Below are 17700 nucleotides of genomic sequence, written 5' to 3'. Positions count from 1 at the left end.
GTCAGATGCCTTGCTAATGAGAACAGGGAAGAAAGCTATGCTCGAAATGTTAATGCAGTGGTATCGTCGCCGGTTCAGTGACCCGGAAGCGATTGCATTGTTGGTAATTCTGGTTTGTGGTTTTGGGATCTTATTCTTTTTCCATAGTTTGCTGGCACCGCTACTGGTTGCCATTGTGCTCGCCTACTTACTGGAATGGCCCACAACACGCCTTGAACGCATGGGGTGTTCACGCCGTTTGGCAACCTCGGTGGTGCTGATTCTCTTTGCCGGTATTCTGCTGTTGATGGTCTTTTTTGTCGGCCCGGTGGCGTGGCAGCAAGGTATAAACCTGATTCGCGACATGCCAGGTATGCTCAATAAGTTGTCGGACTATGCGGCGACACTGCCCAAGCGTTATCCGGCATTAATGGATGCCGGTATTATTGATGCGATGGCGGAAAACTTACGTGCCCGGATGATAACGGTGGGCGATTCTGTCGTGAAATTTTCGCTGGCTTCATTAGTGGGGTTACTCACATTATCCATTTATCTGGTGTTGGTGCCGTTGATGGTCTTTTTCCTGTTGAAAGATAAAGACCAGATGATTAACGCGGTACGCCGTGTGCTACCCAAAAATCGTGGTCTGGCAGGCCAGGTGTGGATAGAAATGAACCAACAAATCACCAATTATATTCGCGGTAAAGTGGTAGAAATGGTGATAGTAGGGGTCGTGTCGTATATCTGCTTCCTGCTATTTGGCCTGAATTATTCGTTGCTCCTCGCTGTGCTGGTTGGGGTGTCAGTACTGATCCCTTATATTGGCGCTTTTGTGGTAACTGTGCCTGTGGTTGGGGTGGCAATGTTCCAGTTTGGCCTCGGTACCGAGTTCTGGACCTGTTTTGTTGCCTATCTGATTATTCAGGCTCTCGATGGTAACTTGCTGGTGCCGGTATTATTCTCTGAAGCGGTAAACTTACATCCACTGGTGATTATTCTTTCGGTGGTCATTTTTGGTGGGCTGTGGGGCTTCTGGGGCGTTTTTTTCGCGATTCCTCTGGCAACATTAATAAAAGCCGTTGTCCACGCATGGCCGGAGAGTGTAAGCCGTGAAGAACACTTGTCCTGAAAAGGCGTGAATGCGTAAGACAAAAGCCGGCATACAGCCGGCTTTATATTTATTCAGTGCCCAGTGCCAGAAGGCAGGAATCAGCTATTTGCTTTCAGCCATCCCAGCACGATGTCGTGGTGATTGCTGGTTTTAAAATCATCAAAGACATGCTCAATAATACCGTCGGCATTAACCAGAAAACTAATGCGGTGTATACCGTCATAGGTTTTCCCCATGAAACTCTTTTCCCCCCAGATGCCAAATTGTTCACAAACCTGGTGGTCTTCATCAGAGAGCAGCGTAAAGTTCAGAAGTTCTTTCTCTGCGAAGCGTGAAAGCTTCTCTGGCTTATCTGTACTGATGCCCAAAATTTCAACATTGAATTGTTTTAATTCATCCATGTTATCGCGCAAGCCACAGGCCTGTACGGTGCATCCTGGCGTCATTGCTTTGGGGTAGAAGTAGACCAGAACACGCTGTCCCTGGAAGTCGGTCAAATTTACTTGTTCACCATCCTGATCAGGCAAACTAAATTTCGGTGCGGTATCACCGGCTTTCAGTGGGTTCATTACGACTCTCCGTCTTTATTCATCTTGCTGTTGGTAATTCACCACGTTAATAGTGCCTTGTGCATCGAGTTCTGTACACAGGTCTTTGAATGCCTGCTCGATTTCTGATGCATTTTGCGACGCCGGACTGTGCGCCGTAATTTGAATATATAACTGTGGCGGCAAATTATCCTGTGCAGGTTGGGTGCGGGAGACCAGTTCAGCAATATTCATGTGCCACTCATCAAATAAAGCGGTGAAGCGCTCAATGATATGCGGTGAGTCTTCAACTTCCACCTGAACCCACACGGTTGATGGCATCGCTTCGCGGTCGTGAGCAACCGTGCGCTTCATTACAATCAGTAAATCCAGTTCGGCCCCTTTCAGCGGCAGAGTTGACTCAATCAGCGTAATGGCATTCCAGGAGCCAGAAAGCAGCATGATGAAAGTGAACTCTTCTCCCAGCATTGCCAGCCGGCTGTCTTCAATATTACAGCCGCAACTACTGACATGGCGGGTAATTGTGTTCACGATCCCTGGGCGGTCTGTGCCCAAAGCTGTGATGACCAGATAGTGTTGTGATGAAGGCGTCAAACGAAATCTTCCTGCGAAACGATGGAGTTACATAAGGAAAGCACAAAAAAAACCTGTGTACAACCGCGCATAAGCCTTTGTGCGCTTGCTTTTCTGACATTACAAAACGTACCATTGACGCACTTGTTTGCGGAGAGGATGGGCAATGTTCACGGGAAGTCTTGTTGCGCTTATTACACCGATGGATGCTAAAGGTAATGTCTGTCGGTCAAGCCTGAAAAAACTGGTTGATTATCATGTCGATAACGGAACGTCGGCGATTGTTTCAGTAGGGACAACTGGCGAATCTGCCACACTGAGTCATGATGAGCATGGTGATGTCGTCATGTTGACACTGGAACTGGCTGATGGCCGTATACCGGTTATTGCAGGTACGGGTGCCAATGCCACTTCTGAGGCCATCTCTTTAACGCAACGCTTTAACGATTCTGGCGTTGTTGGCTGCCTGACAGTCACGCCTTATTACAACCGTCCTACCCAGGAAGGTGTATACCAGCATTTTAAAGCTATCGCAGAAAATACGAGTTTGCCGCAAATTCTGTATAATGTGCCGTCCCGAACCGGGTGCGATATGTTGCCAGAGACAGTAGCGCGTTTGTCTGAAATAAAAAATATAATCGGGATTAAAGAAGCAACCGGGAACTTAAGTCGCGTTAACCAGATCAAAGAGCTGGTTCAGGATGATTTCATCCTGTTAAGTGGTGATGACGCCAGCGCACTGGATTTTATGCAACTTGGTGGTGATGGTGTGATTTCCGTAACAGCTAACGTTGCGGCGCGTGAGATGGCTGAAGTTTGCCGTCTGGCTGCCGAAGGTCATTTTGCGCAGGCGCGCGAAATCAATAAACGTTTAATGCCGTTGCACCATAAATTATTTGTAGAACCCAATCCAATCCCGGTGAAATGGGCCTGTAAGGCGTTGGGTCTTGTAGCAACCGACACGATGCGTTTGCCAATGACACCACTGACAGATGCCAGTGTACCGGTCATTACCAACGCACTCAAACATGCCGGTTTGCTGTAACGTTAGGGAGATTTGATGGCTTATTCAGTACAGAAATCGCAGGTCGCCAAAGTTGTCAGCCTTTCGCTGGTTATGCTGTTGGCAGCCTGTAGTTCCGATTCCCGTTATAAACGCCAGGTAAATGGCAATGAGGCTTACCTCTCTGCCACACCGCTTGCTGAATTGCACGCGCCATCGGGCATGATTTTACCGATTGAAAGCGGTGATTACACCATTCCGCCAGCTGCCAGCAAAGGCACTGTTGGTCTGGCTCTGGATATCCGCCCGCCTGCACAGCCTCTGGCGCTGGTCAATGGTGCGCGTACTCAGTTTACGGGCGATACAGCCACATTATTAGTGGAACGTGGTAGCGATAACGCACTGTGGGCGCAGGTTGTCAGTGCGGTTCAGGCACAAAATTACCCGATAATGAAGCGTGATGATGCAGGTAAAACCCTGACGACTGACTGGGTTCAGTGGCATCGTGCCGATGAAGACGAACAATATCGTGGTCGCTATCAAATCAGTGTGAAACCTCAAGGTTACCAACAAGCTGTTGTTGTCCGCCTGCTTAACCTTGAGCAAAATGAAAAGCCGGTGGCAGATGCCGCATCTATGCAGCGTTACAGCACTGAAATGCTGAACAACATTGCTGCGGGTATTGATAAATCTCAGAATGCGCAATTGAATGCCAATAACCATGGGATTCGGGAAATCGATGTCCAGAGTGGCGCGGATGATACCGGGTTACCGATGTTGGTGGTGCGTGCGCCATTCAATATGGTCTGGGATAAACTGCCAGCCGCACTGGAAAAAATGGGCATGAAAGTAACAGACAGAACACGTTCCCAGGGGAGCCTGTCTGTGACGTATAAACCTGTTTCTGATAGCGCATGGCGTGAACTGGGTGCCCGGGATCCAAACTTGCCTTCCGGGGATTACAAACTCCAGGTGGGTGATTTAGATAACCGCAGCAGCCTGCAGTTTACTGACCCGAAAGGGCACATACTTACGCAGTCGCAAAACGATGCGTTGGTGGCGGTTTTCCAGGCCGCATTTAATAAGTAATTCACAGGGCCGGTTTATCCGGCCCTTTGTATCTTGATTTCGCGTTAAGAGTCTGGCTACCTGGCTCAACATCATCAGGCCACTCAGTGGTCGTTAAACCTGGAGTAATTAAAGATGCAAAAGCAAGCTGAGTTGTATCGTGGCAAAGCGAAGACCGTATACAGCACCGAGAATCCGGATCTGTTGGTACTCGAGTTCCGCAATGATACGTCAGCAGGGGATGGCGCGCGTATTGAACAGTTTGATCGTAAAGGTATGGTGAATAATAAATTCAACCATTTCATTATGACCAAACTGGCAGAAGCGGGCATTCCAACCCAGATGGAAGCGCTGTTGTCCGACACTGAGTGTTTAGTGAAAAAACTGGATATGGTTCCTGTTGAATGCGTTGTGCGTAACCGTGCCGCTGGCTCTCTGGTAAAACGCCTTGGTATTGAAGAAGGCATTGAACTGAACCCGCCGCTGTTTGACATGTTTCTTAAGAATGACGCCATGCATGACCCGATGGTGAACGAATCTTACTGTGAAACCTTCGGTTGGGTGAGCAAAGAACATCTGGCTCAGATGAAGGCACTGACCTACAAAGCCAATGACGTACTGAAAAAGCTGTTTGATGACGCCGGGCTGATTCTGGTGGATTTCAAACTGGAATTTGGGTTGTTCAAAGGCCAGGTTGTACTGGGTGATGAGTTTTCACCGGATGGTAGCCGTCTGTGGGATAAAAACACTCTCGACAAAATGGATAAAGACCGTTTCCGCCAAAGCCTTGGTGGTTTGATTGAAGCGTATGAAGAAGTCGCACACCGTCTGGGTGTTAATTTAGACTAACAACGCAATCGTTTTCGTTGCAGGCCGGCACACTGTTTTGTGCTGGCCTGGCTTGCCGCCTTCGCTTTCTCCTAAGTTCATTTCCTTTTCCTGGTCTATTTTCAGTGGTAATCACCGGCCAAATAATCCAGGATCTTGTTATCTCATACGCACCAAAAGGGGATGTTATGCGTTGGCAAGGGCGTCGCGAGAGCGATAACGTAGAAGACAGGCGCAATCAACAACGCAGCTCGCCGTATCAGGGAAGGGGCCGTGGCCTGCCTTTACCTCGGGGGAAAAGCGGCCTGGTTATTTTGGCTCTGGTTGCGGTGGCGGGGTACTACGGTGTCGATCTTACGGCATTGATAACCGGTGAACCGGTGTATTCACCGGCTCATCAGCAAACAACACGACCCAGCGCCAAACAGGATGAAGCTGCGAAATTCACTTCGGTTATTCTGGCTACCACGGAAGATACATGGCAAGGCCTGTTCAAAAAAATGGGCAAAAACTGGCAACCACCACGCCTGGTAATGTACCGGGGATCCACACATACCGGTTGTGGTACCGGGCAGTCTGTGATGGGGCCGTTTTATTGCCCGGCAGATGCCACGGTTTATATTGACCTCTCATTTTATGACGATATGAAACATAAACTGGGTGCCGCAGGGGATTTTGCTCAGGGGTATGTTATCGCTCATGAAGTAGGGCACCATGTGCAGAAACTGCTGGGTGTGGAAGCGAAAGTGCGCCAGTTGCAGCAGCACGCTACAAAAGTTGAGGCAAACCGGCTGTCAGTGAAAATGGAATTGCAGGCAGACTGCTTTGCAGGCGTTTGGGGCCATGCGATGCAAAAAGAAGGTGTACTGGAAGCTGGTGACCTTCAGGAAGCGCTGAACGCTGCCGAAGCTATTGGCGATGATCGCCTGCAGCAGCAAAGCCAGGGAAGGGTGATCCCTGACAGTTTCACTCATGGTACTTCTGAGCAGCGTTATACCTGGTTCAGCCGTGGTTTCCAAAGCGGTGATCCGGCTGTATGTAATACATTCGGCAACACCCGGATATAATTTTTCGTGGCACATCTTTTCCCCACCGGCAACTGGCTCGCTTTGACACAACAAATGGCACTGGCTGGTCAGCGCCGCTTACTGGTGCTGGCCGGGGATGACGCCTGGAGTGAAAAACAGGCCGCGCACCTGCAACATCACCTGCCGGGTGACTGGCTATGGGTGAGTGATAAAGTTAATCAGGCACGGGCCTGTTCCCCACGCAATGCCCGGACGTTATTAGGGCGGGAATTTCACCACGCGGTTTTTGACGCCCGTTTAGGGTTTGATGCTGAAGCATTCGCCATTCTTGCCGGTACCTTGCGTGCAGGCAGTTGGCTGGTGATGCTGACTCCACCGTTTGCGGGTTGGCCAAACCAGCCTGACTGTGACAGCCTGCGCTGGAACGATCAACAACAACCCACCACTTCACCACAGTTTGTTGCCCGCTTTCTTGCTGTGCTGAAAAAACAGTCGGCTGTGATGCTGGTGTGGCAGCAGGGGCAGGCACCCGAATTCCCGGCGCAGCACCCGCTGGCTTGCTGGCACCCCGTGCAAGGAGAGCCTCTACAGGAGCAGGCAGCTGTTCGCGATGAGTTACTGGCGATGGCATCCGGTATTGCTGTGGTAACTGCCGGGCGAGGGCGGGGAAAATCAGCACTTGCCGGTATGTTGATTCGTGCCTGGCCGGGGACGGTTTTAGTGACTGCCCCTGCACGAGTTGCAACAGATGTCATGGCTGAACACGCTCATAAACCACTGGCGTTTATTGCTCCGGATGCTTTGCTGGAACAAATACATTCCGGTAAAACTCCGCATGCCGACTGGCTGGTGGTGGATGAAGCCGCCGCCATTCCCTTGCCACAACTGGCCGCCATGATTGGCGGTTTTTCACGGGTATTACTAATCAGTACGGTTCAGGGATACGAAGGAACCGGGCAGGGGTTTATTCTCAAACTTTGTAGCCAGTTGCCGGTATCTCGCCGCTATGTGCTAAATACGCCAGTACGCTGGGCTCCTGATTGCCCCCTTGAAACGTTTGTCTCCAGTCTGTTGTTGTTTGATGAATCAGGCGCGGATACAACGCCAGTTTATGGTGGTGCGCTTCCTGCGCCCGATTTTTGCACTGTTTCACCCGGCGAACTGACAGACGTATACCGGTTATTGTCCAGTGCGCATTACCGCACGTCTCCTCTGGATTTACGCCGGTTACTGGATGCGCCGGGCCAGCATGTAATTGCCGCGAAAGTTGGCGGTAAGCCCGTTGGGGCAGCCTGGCTGGTTAAAGAAGGCGGGTTATCTCAACAGCTAAGTGAAGCTGTATGGGCCGGATTTCGCCGCCCGCGAGGAAACCTGGTCGCTCAGTCTCTGGCTGCCCATGGTGGCTCTCCCCAGGCGGCAATGTTAACGGGCTGGCGGGTATCTCGTATTGCCGTTTATCCCGGAGTTCAGCGTAAAGGTGTGGGCCAGGCATTGATTGCTGAAGTAAAACGCCGGGCACCAACCGGTTGTGATTATCTCTCTGTCAGCTTTGGGTATACCCAGGCGTTGTGGCGCTTTTGGGAACGCTGTGGTTTCCGGCTGGTGCGGATGGGAACCAGTCTTGAAGCCAGTAGTGGGTGTTATACGGCAATGGCGCTTTTGCCGCTCACACCGGAAGGAGAAGCACTGGCCACAAGTGAAGCCCGGCACTTGTCGCGCAATTTGGCCTGTTTGCAGCCCTGGCTGCCATTTCCACTACCCGGTGAGCCGGATACCGGTCGCAACCTGTTACCCGGTGACTGGCGGGAGCTTGCCGGTTTTGCCTGGGGATACCGGCCGTTAATGTCCTGCCTTGCGAGCCTGGTGCGGGTGCTTGCTATCTGCCCGTTAGCATTGCCTGCTTTGCGTGGTGAATTGCGGTCACGTCAGCCAGTTGCCGTTCTTTGTCGTAATTTGGGGTTGTCCGGTCGTAAAGCTTTGCTATTACAACAACGGCAGGAAGCCGCGCAAATACTATTCTGGCATGACGAAAACCAGGCCCACACCCTGAAAACCTGGCTGGCGCAATTGCAATTTTTCGATTAACTCCTTCAAGAGAGAGCCATGGTTATCGCCGGAAGGTGGCGTAAACTTAGCATATTGATGAAGGAGAACCCGATGAAACACCAACATGTCGTTGTACAAAGTCCTGTGTTCCCGGCAAAACAACTGTTGCTGTTGTTTCACACGGCGGGTGATAACCCGGTTTCCATGGCAGAAATAGGCCGCTGGTTTGCGCCGGTCTTTCCTGACGCCATGGTTGTCTGCCTCGCCGGGCCATTAGCCAGTGGCCCTGCGCCTGGCAGGGCATGGTTTGCGCCAACGGGTGAGCTAAATGAACCTGATGAACAGGCATTACAGGAAAAAATTGATGCAGTGATGCCTGGTGTGGTTAACGAGGTGAAGTACTGGCAACGTGAAAGTGGTGTGGATGCGGGGGCAACGGCCCTGATTGGTTTTTCCCAGGGCGCGACAATAGCACTGGAAGCTATCAAGGCGAGCCCGGGGCTTGCCAGTCGGGTTATCAGCTTCAGTGGCCGTTTCGCTTTACTTCCTGAGCATGCCTCGACGCAGACCACCATCCACCTTATTCATGGGGAATATGATGATGTGGTTGAAGTTCGCACGGCGCAGCAAGGCTATGTCGCATTGCTGCATGCCGGTGGCGATGTGACGCTGGATATTGTTGATGATCTTGGCCACGCTATTGACGAACGAGGGATGAAGTTTGCGCTGGATCATCTGCGTTATACCATCCCCCGCCGTTACTTTGACGACGCGTTAAGCGTTTCGCCCGGTAAAGATGATGTGATTGGTTTGCGTTAACGAGATGTTTTGTTGCCTGCCATAGCTGTAGCCCCTGTCTGAACAGGGGCTACAAACCTTATTTGCTCTATTTGCTTTTTTTATCCGGCCAGTTATCGTCATCGTCCCACTTATCATTACAATCACGATGTGGTGGCAAATCAGGTTTATTGGCGAGGAATTTTTTGTGATCAACGCGCATCAAATCTTTGATAACGTTGATGAACACTCCAAGTAAAAACACCAGTACAATAATCCACCAGTATTTTGATAACCATTCCATTGTTTGTTCCTCTTTCAGTGGAAGCTGTTACGCAACCAGGTGTTCCATAATACGCTGATACATGCGGGCAAGGAGCTGCAGGTCAGAAGCTTTTACGCATTCATTAATTTTATGAATGGTCGCGTTAACCGGCCCCAGTTCAACTACCTGGGCACCCATACGCGCAATAAAACGCCCGTCAGATGTACCGCCATTAGTCAGCAACTGCGGTTTAATTTCATTATAATGTTCGACAGCATTAACTACCGCATCCACCAGTTTACCGCGTGAAGTAAGAAAAGGCTGCCCGGATAACCACCATTCCATGGTGTAGCGCAACTGGTGTTTATCCAGCAGTGCTGTTACCTGGTTTTTGATGTCTTCATCTGTCAGTTCAGTACTAAAACGAAAGTTAAACTGCACGAACAAATCACCGGGAATAACATTGTTGCTGCCTGTGCCAGCCTGAATATTGGCAATCTGCATACTGGTGGGCGGGAAGAACGCATTGCCATCATCCCAGTTGATGTTCACCAGCTCATTGAGCATGGGCGCTGCGCGGTGCACCGGGTTGTCCGCCAGATGCGGATAGGCAACATGGCCCTGGACACCATGGATTGTCAGGTTACAGGTCAGAGAACCCCGACGGCCATTTTTGACTACATCGCCGACCACTTCGCTACTTGAGGGTTCACCAACCAGGCAGTAATCCAGACGCTCATTGCGCGCCATCAATGCCTCAACAACTTTTACTGTGCCATTTGTGGCACTGGCTTCTTCATCGGACGTAATCATAAATGCCAGACGGCCTTTATGATTGGGGTGGTGGGCGACAAAACGTTCAGCTGCAACAACCATTGCCGCCAGTGAGCCTTTCATATCAGCCGCACCACGGCCAAATAGCATGCCATCACGAATGGTTGGTTCGAAAGGCGGGTTAATCCAGCGGTCATAATCGCCAGCCGGTACTACATCAGTGTGCCCTGCAAAAGCCAGTGTTTCACCTTTGCCACGCCAGGCCCAAAAATTCTCGGTATCGCCAAAATTCATCGGCTCAACTGTAAAACCAATTGCCCGCAACCTTTCTGCCAGTAGTGCCTGGCAACCGGCATCATCCGGGCTCAGGGAAGGGCGACGAATAAGTTGCTGAGTCAGTTCAATAACCGGGCAGGACATACACTACACCTCACTCACAAACTGCTGATATTTTTCTTCACTAAAGCCCAGCAGCATAGGCTTACCGGGGGCACAGAGCAATGGGCGTTTAATGATGGCTGGCATTTCTTTCATCAATTGTTTCGCAGGTTCAGCGGATGTGATTGACGCCCGATGCGTTTCATCCAGCTTGCGCCAGGTTGTGCCACGGGTATTGAGCAGCGCTTCCCATCCCAATTCTGCTATAAAGCTATCCAACAGCACATCGTCCAGACCATCAGCACGGTAATCATGAAACTGATAAGTCACCTGATGTGCGTCCAGCCAGCGGCGGGCTTTTTTAATCGTGTCGCAATTTTTAATGCCGTAAAGTATTAATGTTGTCGAGTTTGCCGGGGTTACCATGAATCTGTGTCACCTGTTATATAGGATGTTTGTGCTTTGTCTTTATCTCATAGGTAAAAACCTGACCGTTGATAATGCCGTACACACCGCGGCAGATCCATAACTGAACGATAGATTGATTAAATAATCCCTGGCTGTTTGCCGCCACAGCAGGGTATTCACAGGGTCAGTTGCCTGTGAAAGCAGCCAGTTAGCACTTACCATGTGAGGAAGAACCTGGTGCGAGCGCAAACTAATAACCACTTTATATATATTGTTATTACATGTTTTCTCATATTATTGGCTGAGAATGACAACGATAAATCAGGCGGAAATACTTGCACCTGAAATCATCATCAAAATAATTAACCATGCCGTTCAAATAACATGACAAACTTTTCATCGAATATATCCGTTTTTCCGTAGAGTGAATAAGTTTTCACTCTTATCGCATACCATTCCAGTTAACAATACACAAAAGCCGTGCTTTTCATAAAAGGGTATTTTATCTGGTACTGCATAAATGAAAGTTTTGCCGTAAGGTGACAAGGTTTCTTTAATCATAAGCATCAGTTGCTTTCCCAGTCCGGTACCCTGAAAGGCGGGGGAAACAACGACATCAGCCAAATAACTCGCCCAGGTTAAGTCACTGATTGCACGGGCAGTAGCGACCAGTTCCCCTGCTTCAAAGCCAAACCAGGTAAAGGTGCTGTGCATAAATGCGTGCTCTACCTCACAAGGGTTACGTTTATTTAACCCTCCTGACTCAATAAGGTTTGCCACTTCTTGCCAATTAATTTTGGCATCATTTTTATCGGTTAAAATAATCATATCTGGATCACCTTTTTTTTCATTTCATAGCGTAATTATTGCGTTGCGTCACATAATGTTTTCCATCATAAGCCGATATTATTAGCAAGACGCAAAGGTAATCACCAGCGAACACTGAAAAAACTTATCACAACCATTGGATAAATTTTCTTCACATCATTGATAATTTTTTGTATTATTAAGTCAATTATAAGAGAGGTTGTTATGATTGAACGCGAACTGGGGAACTGGAAAGATTTTATCGCAGGCATGTTGCGTAAATAATCTTTCTGTTTTTAAAGAAGAAGCAGTGTGGTGATCGTCCATCGCTGCTATAGCGAACAAACGGTCAAACAATGAAATGAAAAAGGCGACGTGAATGTCGCCTTTTTGTTTTCTGCCCGAACTGCGCCAGTTATCTGTCAGTCGTCATAAGACGGTGGCAGCGGGAAGCGGCGCCGAATAAGCGTAAAGAACAGCGGGACAAAGAAAATAGCCAGAATAGTGGCGGAAATCATCCCTCCCATCACCCCGGTGCCAACTGCATGCTGGCTGGCAGAGCCTGCGCCAGAACTCATTGCCATGGGTAATACCCCAAATACAAAGGCCAGTGAGGTCATTAGAATAGGGCGCAGGCGCTGGCGACAGGCTTCCAGAGTGGCGTCCAGCAATGTTGCCCCACTGGCGTTGCGCTCATTGGCAAACTCCACAATCAGGATGGCATTCTTCGCGGATATCCCAATCACAGTCAACAGCCCGACCTGGAAGTAAACATCGTTCTCCAGCCCGCGTAACCAGGTGGCAACCAGTGCGCCAATTACCCCCAGGGGAACCACCAGCATGACTGAGAAGGGCACTGACCAACTTTCGTAGAGTGCTGCGAGGCACAGGAAGATAACCAGTAAGGATAAACCATATAATGCTGGTGCCTGCGCACCAGACAGGCGCTCCTGATACGACAAGGCTGTCCATTCAAAACCAAAATTACCCGGTAGTTTTCTCACCAGGTCTTCCATGATATTCATGGCCGTCCCGCTACTGACGCCCGGTGCCGCTTCGCCGAGGATCTCCACCGCAGAATAACCATTGTAACGTTCAAGCCTTGGTGAGCCGGTTTCCCAGTGAGAAGAGGCAAAAGCAGAAAACGGCACCATACCGCCACTACTGTTACGAACATACCACTGGTTGATGTCATCAGGCAGCATGCGATACCGGGCTTCGCCCTGCACATAAACTTTTTTCACGCGCCCACGATCCATAAAGTCATTCACATAGCTGGAACCCCAGGCAGTTTGCAAAATACTGTTGATGTCATTGACTGAAACACCTAAAGCCTGAGCTTTACGCTGGTCAACATCAATACGTAGTTGCGGGCTGTCGTCCAGCCCATTGTGGCGCACTCGCACCAAATCGGGATTGTTGGCAGCCATGGCAAGAAGCTGGTCTCTGGCCTGCATCAGTGCATCGTGCCCGGTGCCAGCGTGATCCTGTAGCTCCATATCGAACCCGGCAGCGCTCCCCAGCCCACTGATAGGGGCGGGGTTATTCACAAAAATACGCGCTTCACGAATATGTGACAGCGCTTTTGTCGCGCGTTGAATGATGGCAGATGCGGTGTCCGTTTTAGATTCCCGCTCACTCCAGTCTTTCAGGCGAATAAACAACCGTGCGACATTTTGCCCGTTCCCCCCCGGCCCTGCGCCAACTGTGGCAAAAACAGAAACGACATTCTTCTTCTCGTCTTGCAGGAAGTAGTGCTCTATTTTTTCAACCACCTTCAGGGTCTGGTGTTGCGTGGAGCCACTGGGGAGCTGTACTGAAGCCAGGAACATCCCCCGGTCTTCTGTGGGTAAAAACGAAGTGGGTAAGCGTAAAAACAGGACAGCCATTGCGCCAATCAGTAGCACATAAAGCAGCATCCAGCGCAGGCTGCGTTGCAGAATGCGACCAACGGCGCGCTCATAGCGTAACGTGCTTTTGGTAAATGTGCGGTTGAACCAGCCAAAGAAACCTTTCTTCCCTTGGGAATGCCCTTGAGAATGTGGCTTAAGCAGCGTTGCACACAGTGCGGGCGTAAGAATCATCGCAACCAGAACCGACAGCACCATGGCGGTAACGATAGTAACGGAAAACTGCCGGTAAATAGCACCAGTGGTACCACCAAAAAACGCCATGGGAATAAACACCGCGCTAAGCACCATGGTTATCCCGACCAGCGCACTTTGGATTTGTTTCATCGATTTACGGGTGGCGGCTCTGGGAGAGAGCCCTTCTTCCGCCATAATACGTTCGACGTTTTCCACCACCACAATGGCATCATCAACCAATAGTCCAATTGCCAGCACCATCGCAAACATAGTGAGTGTGTTGATGCTGTAACCAAAGGTGTACAACACCGCAAACGTACCGGACAACACAACAGGAACAGCAATGGTGGGGATTAACGTTGCCCTGAAGTTTTGCAAAAACAGGTACATGACTAAAAATACCAGGAAAACCGCTTCGACCAGGGTTTTCACAACATCGGTAATCGATGCTTTAACGAATGATGACGTTTCGTAGGCAACCCGATATTCCAGACCGTGCGGGAAATAAGGAGAGAGTTCATCAAGTTTAGCCAGCACGCGTTTCGCCGTTTCCATTTCATTGGCACCGGATGCCAGTTTAATTCCCAGACCAGATGCCGGCTGCCCATTGTAACGGCTTAAGTAGTCATAACTTTCCGCTCCCAGCTCCACTTTGGCGACATCACCGAGCGTGACCATCGAACCATCCTGGTTAACTTTCAGCGTGATGGCTCTGAACTGTGCCGGAGTTTGTAACAACGACTGTGCATTAATTGTGGCGTTCAGCGCCTGTGTGTCGAGGGAAGGTAACCCCCCCAATTGCCCGACTGCAATCTGGCTGTTCTGGGAAGTAATTGCACTGACCACATCAGCGGTAGTGAGCTGGTAACTGTTGAGTTTTACCGGGTTGAGCCAGATGCGCATGGAGTATTGGGAACCATAGGCATCAATATCACCCACGCCATCAATACGGCTGATCGGGTCCTGAATATTACTGGCGACGTAATCGGCAATATCCTGTTTACCCATACTGCCATCGGTTGAAACAAATGCGATAGTCAGAATATTGGTATCACCTGTTTTACGTACGGTTACTCCCTGGTTCTGGACGGCCTGAGGTAATTTACGCATTGCAGTTTGCAACTGGTTCTGGACCTGTTGCACGGCTTCATCCGGATTGGTTCCGGCCTCAAAACTGAGGGTAATAATCGCCTGACCAGAACTGGTACTCTGCGAAGACATATACATCAGGTTATCGATACCCGTTAAGTTCTGCTCAATAATCTGCGTGACGGTGTTTTCCATGGTTTGCGCAGAAGCGCCGGGGTAATTCGCAGTGATACGAACATTTGGCGGGGCTAAACTGGGATATTGTTCAACAGGAAGGGAAATGATGGCCATTAACCCTGTCAGGCACAACAGAATGGCGATAACCCAGGCAAAAATTGGGCGATTAATAAAAAAGTTCGCCATGTTGGCGGAATCCTCAAAGAAGATAATTCATTATTATCAGTTACCTGTGCATGCCAACTTCATACTGGAGTCACAGCATGCAGAAAACAGGGAATCAGTGTATGTGTTTTTTAGAAATAACGTTTTATTTTTACAATTATTTTCCTGGAGCAATTAAATAACATATTTGCAAAAAAGCAAAAAGTGATAAAAGTGCGATTTTTCACAAAGTGGTGTTTGTTATTTTTGCTGGTGATGGCGGCGCTCCCGCCCTCTTTCTGCGCCTGTTTTAATTGCGGAAAGCAATAGTTCCGGGTCGTTATCTTTAACCAGGTAATCATCAGCACCTGCAGCCAGCGCTGCCTGCATATCTTCCGGAGCATCTGAGATAGTAAGAATCAATACATGGGCAATAGTTTGCTGAGCGCGCAAAATGCGTAAAGCTTCCAGCCCACTCATACCACTCATATTCAAATCAAGAATGATTAAATCCGGCATTAGTGCAGCAACCTGATCAAGTGTCTGTTGCCCGTCTTCTGCTTCACCAATGATAACCAGATCGTCTTCCAGTTCGATAAGCTGGCGAACCCCTTTGCGAATTAATGGGTGATCATCAACAACTAAAATACGGCATGGATCTGTGTGTGGCATAATTCCCCCTGCGATAATCACGATGTTGTAGCACCGGTTGTGTTGCCGGCATCGGTTGAAAAACTCAGGCTTACCAGCGTCCCACCCGTTACCGGGCATGAGATAGCCAGTTTGCCACCAAGACGTTGTGCCCGTTCATGCATAATATTTAAGCCGTAATGCCCGGCAGGTTCTTCAAGGCTTTGAATCCCCCGGCCATTATCACGAACATAAACAGCGTGGCCGCCGTCGGGAGAAGAAATACAACTTACCGATATTTCACTGGCATTGGCGTGTTTAATGGCATTGAGTACCGCCTCCCGTATCAGTTGCAGTAAGTGTACTTGTTGCTGTGCGTCCAGGGCCTGGGTGGGCATCCGGCAGTCCAGGTGGATTTGTGCCGTAGTTTGTGCTCGTAAAGGTTCAATCATTTCATGCAGGGCAGCAGACAGATCGGCCTGTTGCAGTGTCAGGCGGAATGTTGACAACAGTTCGCGCAATTGCCGGTAGGCATCATTCAGCGCTTTAGAAAAATCCTCAATGATTTGTCGCGCCATCGGGTTTTCCTGAGGAACACTCCGGTTGAGCAGCGCCATCTGAATGCGCAGGTAAGAAAGCACCTGAGCCAGGGAATCATGCAATTCGCGGGCAATAGTAGCTCGTTCCTCCATTAACAACAGTTGCTGATAGTGTTTTTGCGCCTGGTTGAAAAACAGCCCCCGGCCTAACATATTAGCGATACTTTCCATCATCTGTGCAGGTGGGGTTTTGGGCTCAGCCTGCCAGCGTAACTGGCCAAACACTGTATCCTGCATGGTGACCGGAATGGTCTGCCAGTCGCAATCTGGTACTTCGCTACCTTCACGTATGGACCAGTTTTCCCCTACCAGCATTTCAATACACTCAACATGTTCATGCTGGCGGATTATTTGCAAAATGTGGCGAAAGCTCAGCGGGTCCATCGAGCTGGTGTTCATTGCCTGGGAGCAGTTGTACAACACTTCCAGCATACGGTTGGCTTGCTGTAAATCCAGTGTCTTCTCCGTGACCTTTTCTTCCAGCGAACGGTAAAACTTATTTAACTCATCTGTCATGGCAGTAAAACTGCGCGACAGCATACCCAGTTCATTCGGTAAGTCGGTACGCAGTGGAGGAATGTGGAACACGCCACTCTGAATTTTTTTACTGGCAGTAACCAGTGACTCAAGCGGAGACACGACATGCAGGCGGATGCGTTCCAGCGTAAAAAAGATAACCAGTAAGATGGTCATAAAACCGAGTGCGGCAAAGATTGCCACCAGCATCACTTTCTTTTCCGCATACAGTTGCAGAGCAAAAACGAATTCGTTGATGTTGCTAACATAGTTGGCAATATTTTGGTGATACCAGTCGTGGTTTCCCGCCTGAAGCTGGCGTTGCATTTCCTTCCACGCAGCCTGAATTTGAGCATACTGTTTGCGTACATTGGTGGGAACATACCAATGGTCCAGCGCGTGAAAAACAGGGGAGTTAAGAGAAGCAGTATATTTCTTCTGGTGCTCAGGCAGCATGTCGGGCGCAGCCTGCAAATCATAGCCCATCCGGTAACTTTGCATGCGTAATGAACCGGCAATATTCACAGCTTGCGCATCTCGCAGACTACTGGAAAGCGTTACCAGTGCCAGACCAGTGGACAGCAGTGAAACCAGAACAATATACAGGAATGCACGGGCAAGGGTTGAAGATACTGATTGCTTAACGATCACATGCCGTCCTTTTAACAAACGTATCAGTAAAGCGTTACCTGAAAGTAATTATGTCGGAAGAATCGCCACTTTTGCAGGATCTTTTTTGATATCGCTGCATCCAGTGATACAGAGGTACCCTCATAAAATTCCATATTAAATAAAACTATGTTTTATAAAAAATGACAATTATTTGATCCAACACAGTATAACTGCATTTTCCAGATAAACCTGG

17 protein-coding genes are annotated in these 17700 nt (G+C 49.5%); 8 read left to right on the top strand and 9 right to left on the bottom strand.

Annotated features, from left to right (window positions below; translation table 11 throughout):
- Nucleotides 1-37: 37 nt before the first annotated feature.
- Nucleotides 38-1108 (top strand): AI-2E family transporter, encoded by a 1071-nt coding sequence (locus A9B99_RS06620; RefSeq protein ID WP_064595889.1) that lies wholly within the window; start codon nucleotides 38-40, stop codon nucleotides 1106-1108.
- A gap of 80 nt (nucleotides 1109-1188) precedes the next feature.
- Here the strand turns inward: A9B99_RS06620 and bcp are convergent, their stop codons facing one another.
- Both bcp and A9B99_RS06610 read right to left on the bottom strand, forming a co-directional pair.
- Nucleotides 1189-1659: a thioredoxin-dependent thiol peroxidase gene (gene bcp, locus A9B99_RS06615; RefSeq protein WP_064595886.1), complete on the bottom strand. Its 471-nt coding sequence runs from the start codon at nucleotides 1657-1659 to the stop codon at nucleotides 1189-1191.
- 15 nt (nucleotides 1660-1674) lie between these two features.
- Nucleotides 1675-2232 (bottom strand): glycine cleavage system transcriptional repressor, encoded by a 558-nt coding sequence (locus A9B99_RS06610; protein WP_036116300.1) that lies wholly within the window; start codon nucleotides 2230-2232, stop codon nucleotides 1675-1677.
- Nucleotides 2233-2377: 145 nt separating this feature from the next.
- Here A9B99_RS06610 and dapA point away from each other — a divergent pair, with 145 nt between their 5' ends.
- From dapA to ypfH, 6 genes are all read left to right on the top strand, one after another.
- Complete coding sequence (gene dapA / locus A9B99_RS06605) at nucleotides 2378-3256, top strand: 4-hydroxy-tetrahydrodipicolinate synthase (protein ID WP_064595883.1); 879 nt, start codon at nucleotides 2378-2380, stop codon at nucleotides 3254-3256.
- Nucleotides 3257-3271: 15 nt separating this feature from the next.
- Nucleotides 3272-4303: an outer membrane protein assembly factor BamC gene (bamC, locus tag A9B99_RS06600; RefSeq protein WP_064595880.1), complete on the top strand. Its 1032-nt coding sequence runs from the start codon at nucleotides 3272-3274 to the stop codon at nucleotides 4301-4303.
- Nucleotides 4304-4417: 114 nt separating this feature from the next.
- Complete coding sequence (purC, locus tag A9B99_RS06595) at nucleotides 4418-5131, top strand: phosphoribosylaminoimidazolesuccinocarboxamide synthase (RefSeq protein WP_036116295.1); 714 nt, start codon at nucleotides 4418-4420, stop codon at nucleotides 5129-5131.
- Nucleotides 5132-5298: 167 nt separating this feature from the next.
- Nucleotides 5299-6177, top strand: a complete 879-nt coding sequence (ypfJ, locus tag A9B99_RS06590; RefSeq protein WP_064595877.1) for a KPN_02809 family neutral zinc metallopeptidase — start codon at nucleotides 5299-5301, stop codon at nucleotides 6175-6177.
- A 54-nt stretch (nucleotides 6178-6231) separates the two neighbouring features.
- Nucleotides 6232-8223, top strand: a complete 1992-nt coding sequence (locus A9B99_RS06585; RefSeq protein ID WP_064596086.1) for a tRNA(Met) cytidine acetyltransferase TmcA — start codon at nucleotides 6232-6234, stop codon at nucleotides 8221-8223.
- 72 nt (nucleotides 8224-8295) lie between these two features.
- Nucleotides 8296-9003, top strand: coding sequence for an esterase (gene ypfH, locus A9B99_RS06580; RefSeq protein ID WP_064595874.1), 708 nt, complete (start codon nucleotides 8296-8298; stop codon nucleotides 9001-9003).
- A gap of 67 nt (nucleotides 9004-9070) precedes the next feature.
- Here the strand turns inward: ypfH and A9B99_RS06575 are convergent, their stop codons facing one another.
- The 4 genes from A9B99_RS06575 to A9B99_RS06560 form a co-directional block, all read right to left on the bottom strand.
- Nucleotides 9071-9265, bottom strand: a complete 195-nt coding sequence (locus tag A9B99_RS06575; protein WP_064595870.1) for a YpfN family protein — start codon at nucleotides 9263-9265, stop codon at nucleotides 9071-9073.
- Nucleotides 9266-9292: 27 nt separating this feature from the next.
- On the bottom strand, nucleotides 9293-10420 hold the full coding sequence (gene dapE, locus A9B99_RS06570; protein ID WP_064595867.1) for a succinyl-diaminopimelate desuccinylase: 1128 nt from the start codon (nucleotides 10418-10420) through the stop codon (nucleotides 9293-9295).
- A gap of 3 nt (nucleotides 10421-10423) precedes the next feature.
- Complete coding sequence (locus A9B99_RS06565) at nucleotides 10424-10804, bottom strand: ArsC family reductase (RefSeq protein ID WP_064595865.1); 381 nt, start codon at nucleotides 10802-10804, stop codon at nucleotides 10424-10426.
- A 378-nt stretch (nucleotides 10805-11182) separates the two neighbouring features.
- Nucleotides 11183-11614 (bottom strand): GNAT family N-acetyltransferase, encoded by a 432-nt coding sequence (locus tag A9B99_RS06560; RefSeq protein WP_064595862.1) that lies wholly within the window; start codon nucleotides 11612-11614, stop codon nucleotides 11183-11185.
- A 204-nt stretch (nucleotides 11615-11818) separates the two neighbouring features.
- Between A9B99_RS06560 and ypfM the strand changes: the two genes are divergently transcribed.
- Nucleotides 11819-11878, top strand: coding sequence for a protein YpfM (ypfM, locus tag A9B99_RS23795; RefSeq protein ID WP_110025756.1), 60 nt, complete (start codon nucleotides 11819-11821; stop codon nucleotides 11876-11878).
- Nucleotides 11879-12015: 137 nt separating this feature from the next.
- Here ypfM and acrD read toward each other — a convergent pair whose 3' ends face one another.
- From acrD to narQ, 3 genes are all read right to left on the bottom strand, one after another.
- Nucleotides 12016-15132 (bottom strand): multidrug efflux RND transporter permease AcrD, encoded by a 3117-nt coding sequence (gene acrD, locus A9B99_RS06555; protein ID WP_064595860.1) that lies wholly within the window; start codon nucleotides 15130-15132, stop codon nucleotides 12016-12018.
- Nucleotides 15133-15351: 219 nt separating this feature from the next.
- Nucleotides 15352-15762, bottom strand: a complete 411-nt coding sequence (locus A9B99_RS06550; protein ID WP_064595858.1) for a response regulator — start codon at nucleotides 15760-15762, stop codon at nucleotides 15352-15354.
- Between the two features lie 17 nt (nucleotides 15763-15779).
- Entirely contained in the window at nucleotides 15780-17486 is a 1707-nt protein-coding gene (gene narQ / locus A9B99_RS06545; protein ID WP_156519012.1) for a nitrate/nitrite two-component system sensor histidine kinase NarQ, read from the bottom strand.
- Nucleotides 17487-17700 lie beyond the last annotated feature (214 nt).

The sequence above is a fragment of the Mangrovibacter phragmitis genome, from assembly GCF_001655675.1.
Lineage (GTDB): Bacteria > Pseudomonadota > Gammaproteobacteria > Enterobacterales > Enterobacteriaceae > Mangrovibacter > Mangrovibacter phragmitis.
This window is presented reverse-complemented; position numbering and strand designations above follow the sequence as displayed.